The organism is Nonomuraea antri (assembly GCF_013283785.1).
Classification (GTDB): Bacteria; Actinomycetota; Actinomycetes; order Streptosporangiales; family Streptosporangiaceae; genus Nonomuraea; species Nonomuraea antri.
In genome coordinates this window covers 1-5399 of the sequence record NZ_JABCPZ010000392.1, presented here as the reverse complement: position 1 = coordinate 5399, position 5399 = coordinate 1, and the positions used below count along the sequence as shown (strand labels likewise).

Here is a 5399-nt window from a genome sequence, read left to right as displayed (position 1 = left end):
GCCACGACCCGGGCCAGCGAAGGCGCCCTGAGCCCGGCGAGCGCGCCGACGACCCGCTCGACGCGATCGCCGCCATCCCCCGGCCCGTCACCGTGCGGCCAGGCGATCTCCACCTCGGCGCCGTACGCGTCCCTGGCCAGGAACACCGGCCCGGGTCCGTCCTCCCGTAACCGCCCCAGTAACGAGAACCCGCCCACGTCCCTGGGATCGTTTGCCTGCAGAGGGGATATGTCCGTCATTGCCTCAGCAATTCCTCGACAGTAGACGGCCCCGATTATGGGTCACCGGCGCGGCGGGCGGAAGATCCGCCGAGGACCTTAGCCCCTGCCTGCCCGGGACGTTCGCCGCTGCCCGTCCCGCTCCCCGTGCCGGAGAGTGGGAGGCGGAAAGCGAGGTGGGACATCATGTCGATCGAGGTCAAGGACGTCATGGGACGTGTCGCGATCGCCGTGCTCGAAGGGGCTTCGTTCGCCGACATCGTGGCCGCGATGAAGCGGTACGCGGTCGGCGCGGTGACCGTGATCGACGCCGACCGGCGGCCGGTGGGTGTGGTGTCGGAGGACGATCTGCTGCTCAAGGAGATCAACCCGACGCGGCACGCCGCCTCCGTCTTCGAGCCACGCGGAGGCTTCGAGCCGCGCGGAGGCTTCGAGCCGCGCGGAGGCTTCGAGCCGCGCGGAGGCTTCGAGCCACGCGGAGGCTTCGAGCCACACGGACGCTTCGAGTCACGTGGACGGCGGCGCGATCACCGCAAGGCGGCCGCCGTCACCGCGGCCGAGCTGATGACCTCGCCCGCGATCACGGTCACGCCGGGCACCGCGCTGCGCGAGGCGGCCCGGCTGATGCACGCCGAGCGCGTCAAGCAGCTCCCGGTGATCGACCCGGTCACCGGCAGGATCGCCGGCACCCTGCACCGGCGCGACGTGCTGCGCGTCTTCACCCGACCGGCCGCGGAGCTGGCGGACGAGATCCGGGCCGTGCTCCCGCGTCCGGGCGAGTTCGACGTCGAGGTGCAGGACGGCGTGGTGCGGATCAGCGGCAGGGTCACGCGGAGGTCGCAGGCCGTCGCACTGGTGGCGGCGATCCGCGCGGTCGAGGGCGTCATCGACGTGACCAGCGAGATCGCCTGCGACGGCGAGGACCCGATCGCGGTCCCGCCGCTGCTGTAGAGGGGCCGCGGCCGCTGCGAAAGCACTCGGCCGAAAGCGCTCGGCCGAACGAGCCCGCCCCGGAAGAGCCCGCCGGGGACGCCGCTACTTCCCCTTGTCGGCCCGCAGCCGGGCCGACAGTGCGGCCGCCTGCGTACGCCGCTGCATGTTCAGCTTGGCCAGCAGATTCGAGACGTAGTTCTTGACAGTCTTCTCCGCCAGGAACAACCGCTCGCCGATCTGCCGGTTGGTCAGCCCGTCGCCGATCAGGTCCAGGATGTGCCGTTCCTGCTCGGTCAGCGCCGCGAGCGGATCCTTACGAGCCGCCTGGTCGCGCAGGCGTTGCAGCATGGCCGCGGTGGTGGCCGGGTCGAGCAGCGACTGCCCGGAGGCGACCGTGCGCACCGCGCCGACCAGGTCCGAGCCGTGGATCTGCTTGAGCACGTAACCGGACGCCCCGGCCATCACCGCGTCGAACAGCGCGTCGTCGTCGGCGAACGAGGTCAGCATCAGGCACGCCAGCCCGGGCAGCTTCGAGCGCACCTCGCGGCAGACGTCGACGCCGTTGCCGTCGGGCAGGCGCACGTCCAGCACCGCCACGTCCGGCTTGAGCGCCGGGATGCGGGCGATCGCGGACTCGGCGGTCCCGGCTTCGCCGATCACCTCGATGTCGTCCTCGGAGTCGAGCAGCGCGGCCACGCCACGCCGGACCACCTCGTGATCGTCGAGCAGGAACACACGAATCATGCCTCGACGCTATCGAACCGGGTCCGCGCGGCGTAGGGACCAAAGTCCCGAGTCGCGGCACACGACCGCGGCCCGTTGACCCTCACACCGTGTGAGCCCCTAGACCGGGAGCATCCACGTCGAGAGGAACCGATCACCATGACCCCGGACGACCTCGGCTTCTACGCCACCCCAGGCCCGATGACCACGTTCGCGGAACCCCCGCACCCGCCCGCCGACGTCGAGGAGGCGTGCCGGATCAGCCGGAACCTGATCGTCCACGAGTTCCTGGCCGACCGGTACGGCGTCGGCCACGCGGAGCTGGACCGCCGCCGTGAGGAGGTGGAGAGCCGTTCGGCGGCGGAGATGGTCGCGGTGGTCCGCCGTCTCGGCCCGCACGCGTTCACCGAACCACGCCCGCCCGGCGGGCGCATGATCGGCAACTGCCGGCACTTCACCGTGTTCACGGTGGCGCTGCTGCGCGCGGCCGGGATCCCCGCCAGGGCGCGGGCCGGCTTCGCCGGCTACCTCGGCGAGGGCTGGAGCGACCACTGGGTGGCAGAGCGGTGGGACGCCGCATCGGGACGCTGGCTGCGCACCGACGCCCAGCTCGACGACACGCAGCTGAAGCTGTTCGGCCTCGACCTCGACCCGCTCGACCTGCCGGACGGCGCCTTCCTGTCCGGCGCGGAGGCGTGGCAGCGCTGCCGGTCCGGCCAGGACGACCCGCGGCGCTTCGGCCTGGCGGAGCTGCGCGGCGCGTGGTTCGTCGCGGGCAACGTCGTGCGGGACCTGGCCGCGCTGAACAAGGTCGAGCTGCTGCCCTGGGACACCTGGGGCATGATCGACCTCACCCTCGGCGAGACCGAGGACCGGCGGACGGCGCTCGTCGACGAGATCGCCGTCGCGGTCGTCGCCGGGGACGTCGGGCGGTGGCGCCGGCTGTACGAACGCGCCGAGGTCAGGGTCCCGCGGACTGTCCGCAGCCACCGCTACCAGCGCGAGGTCCACCTCACCACCGTCTGAGCGCGGGACGCGACCGCCCCGCTGCGCGCGGGGGCACGACCGCCCGCTGAGCGCGGGGCGCGCCGGGTCGGCCGGTGAGGGGAGGCAGGGCCGAAGGTCCCACCGGGTCGGGCCCTCCGGCACTGGGGACGGCGCCGGAAACGGGGTGTCCTGGAGTCAGCCCAGAACAGACGCCGCATCCCCCGGAGGTACGACATGGCCACCATCGTCCGCGAGCCCGTCACCCGCCACGCCCCCGCCACCGGCGCGCGCCGCCCGGCCGGGTACGCCTGGGCCCTCGCCAGGATCGCGCTCGGCTGGATCTTCCTGTGGGCGTTCCTGGACAAGACCTTCGGCTTCGGCTTCGCCACCCCGGCCGCCAAGGCCTGGATCAACGGCGGCAGCCCGACCACCGGCTTCCTCAAGGGCACCGGCGAGAACGCGCTCGGCGGCCTGTTCACCGGCCTGGCCGGGCAGCCCTGGGTGGACTGGCTGTTCATGACCGGCCTGCTCGGCATCGGCGCCGCGCTGGTGCTGGGCGTCGGCCTGCGGGTGGCCGCGGTCACCGGCGGCCTGCTGCTGACGCTCATGTGGGCCGCCGCGCTGCCCCTGGACACCAACCCGTTCATGGACGACCACCTCGTCTACGCGATCGTCCTGGCCGGTCTGGCCCTCGCCGACGCCGGGACCACGGCCGGCCTGGGCCGCCTGCCGATCGTCCGCCGCACCCCCTGGCTCAGGTAGTGACGGTGGCCCGCGCCGCACCGACGCCCGCCGGCGATGCCGGTGGGCGTCCCGGCGTCCCCGGGTGGCACACTGTTCGACATGTCCGAGAGCGAGCATCGTTCCCTGATGCCCCAGATGCGGCTCGATGAGCTTCTGGCCGAGCTGCAGACGAGGCTCGACGCGGTGCTGGCGACGCGGGACCGGGTGCACGCGCTGCTCGACGCCGTGGTGTCGGTGGGCAGCGACCTCGACCTCGAGACGGTGCTGCGCCGCATCGTGGAGACCGCGACCACGCTGGTCGACGCCAGCTACGGCGCGCTGGGCGTGGTGGGGGAGGAGAACACGCTCATCCAGTTCATCCCGGTCGGGCTGAGCGAGGAGGAGATCGCCGCGATCGAGCACTGGCCGCACGGGCTTGGCCTGCTCGGCCTGCTGATCAAGGACGCGCGGCCGCTGCGTCTCGGCAAGATCTCCGACCACCCCGAGTCGTACGGCTTCCCGCCGGGCCACCCGCCGATGGGCACCTTCCTCGGCGTCCCGGTACGGGTGCGCGACGAGGTGTTCGGCAACCTGTACCTGACCGAGAAGCGCGGCGGCGGCGAGTTCGACGAGGAGGACGAGGCCGTCGTCATCGCCCTGGCCACCGCCGCCGGCGTCGCGGTGGAGAACGCCCGCCTGTACGAGGAGTCGCGCCGCCGCGAGACCTGGCTGCAGGCCTCGGCGGAGATCACCACCAGCCTGCTGTCCGGCGCCGACACCCGCCAGGTGCTGACCACGATGGCCGCCCGCGCCCGCCAGATGTGCGACGCCGACCTGGTGCAGGTGCTGCTGCCAGGCCCCGCCGCCGACGCGCTGGTCGTGGACGTCGTCGAGGGCGAGGGCGCGGAGGAACTGCTGGGCACCGCGTTCGAGATCTCGGCCACGCTGGCCGGCCAGGCGTTCACGCGCGCTGAGCCGGTGGCGGAGCGAGACCTGCAACGCGGCGCCTACCCCGACTCGCCGCTGCGCCGGCTCGGCTACGGGCCCGGGCTGATGGTGCCGCTGGGCGGGGCGTCCAAGGTCCGGGGCGTGCTGGCGCTGGCCAAGAACAGCGGACGGCTGCCGTTCAGCGGTGCCGACCAGCAGATGCTCGAATCGTTCGCCGGTCAGGCGGCGATCGCGCTGGAACTGGCCGAGGCCCGCCGCGACGCCGAACGCCTCGGCCTGCTCGAAGACCGCGACCGGATCGCCAAGGACCTGCACGACGTGGTCATCCAGCGGCTGTTCGCCACCGCCATGACGTTGATGAGCACGGTCAAGCTGGTGGAGCGGCCGGAGGCGGCCAAACGGGTGCAGCACGCCATCGACGAGCTGGACGAGACGATCAGGCAGATCCGCTCGTCCATCTTCGCGCTGCAGAACGTGCCCGACGAGGTCGCGCCGAGCCTGCGCGGCCAGATCGTCGACCTGGTCGAGGGCGCCGGCGCGCACCTGGGCTTCATGCCGGGGCTGCGCATGGAGGGCCAGATCGACACGCTGGTGCCGGAACCGGTGGCCGAGCACCTGCTCGCGGTGCTGCGCGAGGCGCTGTCGAACGTGGTGCGCCATTCGCACGCCACCCGCGCGGAGGTCTCCGTCGAGGCGGCCGGCGGCGAGCTCGCGCTCACCGTCACCGACAACGGGACCGGCGTGGGCGGGAGCGGCCGCCGCAGCGGCCTGCGCAACATCGACGACCGCGCCGCCAGGCTCGGCGGCGCCGCCGAGCTCGAAACCCCCGCCGACGGCGGCACCCGCCTGCACTGGCACGTCCCACTC

General features: G+C 72.9%; 5 protein-coding genes and 1 pseudogene. 4 read left to right on the top strand and 2 right to left on the bottom strand.

Annotation, left to right across the window (positions count from 1 at the left end):
• Positions 1-197, bottom strand: a pseudogene (locus HII36_RS53000) (hypothetical protein); the annotation flags it as partial.
• A 207-nt stretch (positions 198-404) separates the two neighbouring features.
• On the opposite strand from HII36_RS53000, the gene HII36_RS52995 reads away from it, so the two are divergent.
• Complete coding sequence (locus HII36_RS52995; RefSeq protein ID WP_173530998.1) at positions 405-1169, top strand: CBS domain-containing protein; 765 nt, start codon at positions 405-407, stop codon at positions 1167-1169.
• Between the two features lie 84 nt (positions 1170-1253).
• Here the strand turns inward: HII36_RS52995 and HII36_RS52990 are convergent, their stop codons facing one another.
• Positions 1254-1895: a response regulator gene (locus HII36_RS52990; RefSeq protein WP_173530997.1), complete on the bottom strand. Its 642-nt coding sequence runs from the start codon at positions 1893-1895 to the stop codon at positions 1254-1256.
• Between the two features lie 138 nt (positions 1896-2033).
• On the opposite strand from HII36_RS52990, the gene HII36_RS52985 reads away from it, so the two are divergent.
• From HII36_RS52985 to HII36_RS52975, 3 genes are all read left to right on the top strand, one after another.
• A complete protein-coding gene (locus HII36_RS52985) occupies positions 2034-2900 on the top strand; it encodes a transglutaminase-like domain-containing protein (RefSeq protein WP_173530996.1) in 867 nt (288 codons plus the stop codon).
• Positions 2901-3095: 195 nt separating this feature from the next.
• Positions 3096-3623: a hypothetical protein gene (locus tag HII36_RS52980; protein ID WP_173530995.1), complete on the top strand. Its 528-nt coding sequence runs from the start codon at positions 3096-3098 to the stop codon at positions 3621-3623.
• An 81-nt stretch (positions 3624-3704) separates the two neighbouring features.
• On the top strand, positions 3705-5399 hold a 1695-nt coding region (locus HII36_RS52975), incomplete at its 3' end, for a sensor histidine kinase (RefSeq protein ID WP_328808302.1).

What these genes read in the sequence shown, in the direction of transcription:
- HII36_RS52995 (WP_173530998.1), top strand. Translation starts at nt 405, where the DNA reads ATGTCGATCGAGGTCAAGGACGTCATGGGACGTGTCGCGATCGCCGTG.
- HII36_RS52990 (WP_173530997.1), bottom strand. Translation starts at nt 1,895, where the DNA reads ATGATTCGTGTGTTCCTGCTCGACGATCACGAGGTGGTCCGGCGTGGC.
- HII36_RS52985 (WP_173530996.1), top strand. Translation starts at nt 2,034, where the DNA reads ATGACCCCGGACGACCTCGGCTTCTACGCCACCCCAGGCCCGATGACC.
- HII36_RS52980 (WP_173530995.1), top strand. Translation starts at nt 3,096, where the DNA reads ATGGCCACCATCGTCCGCGAGCCCGTCACCCGCCACGCCCCCGCCACC.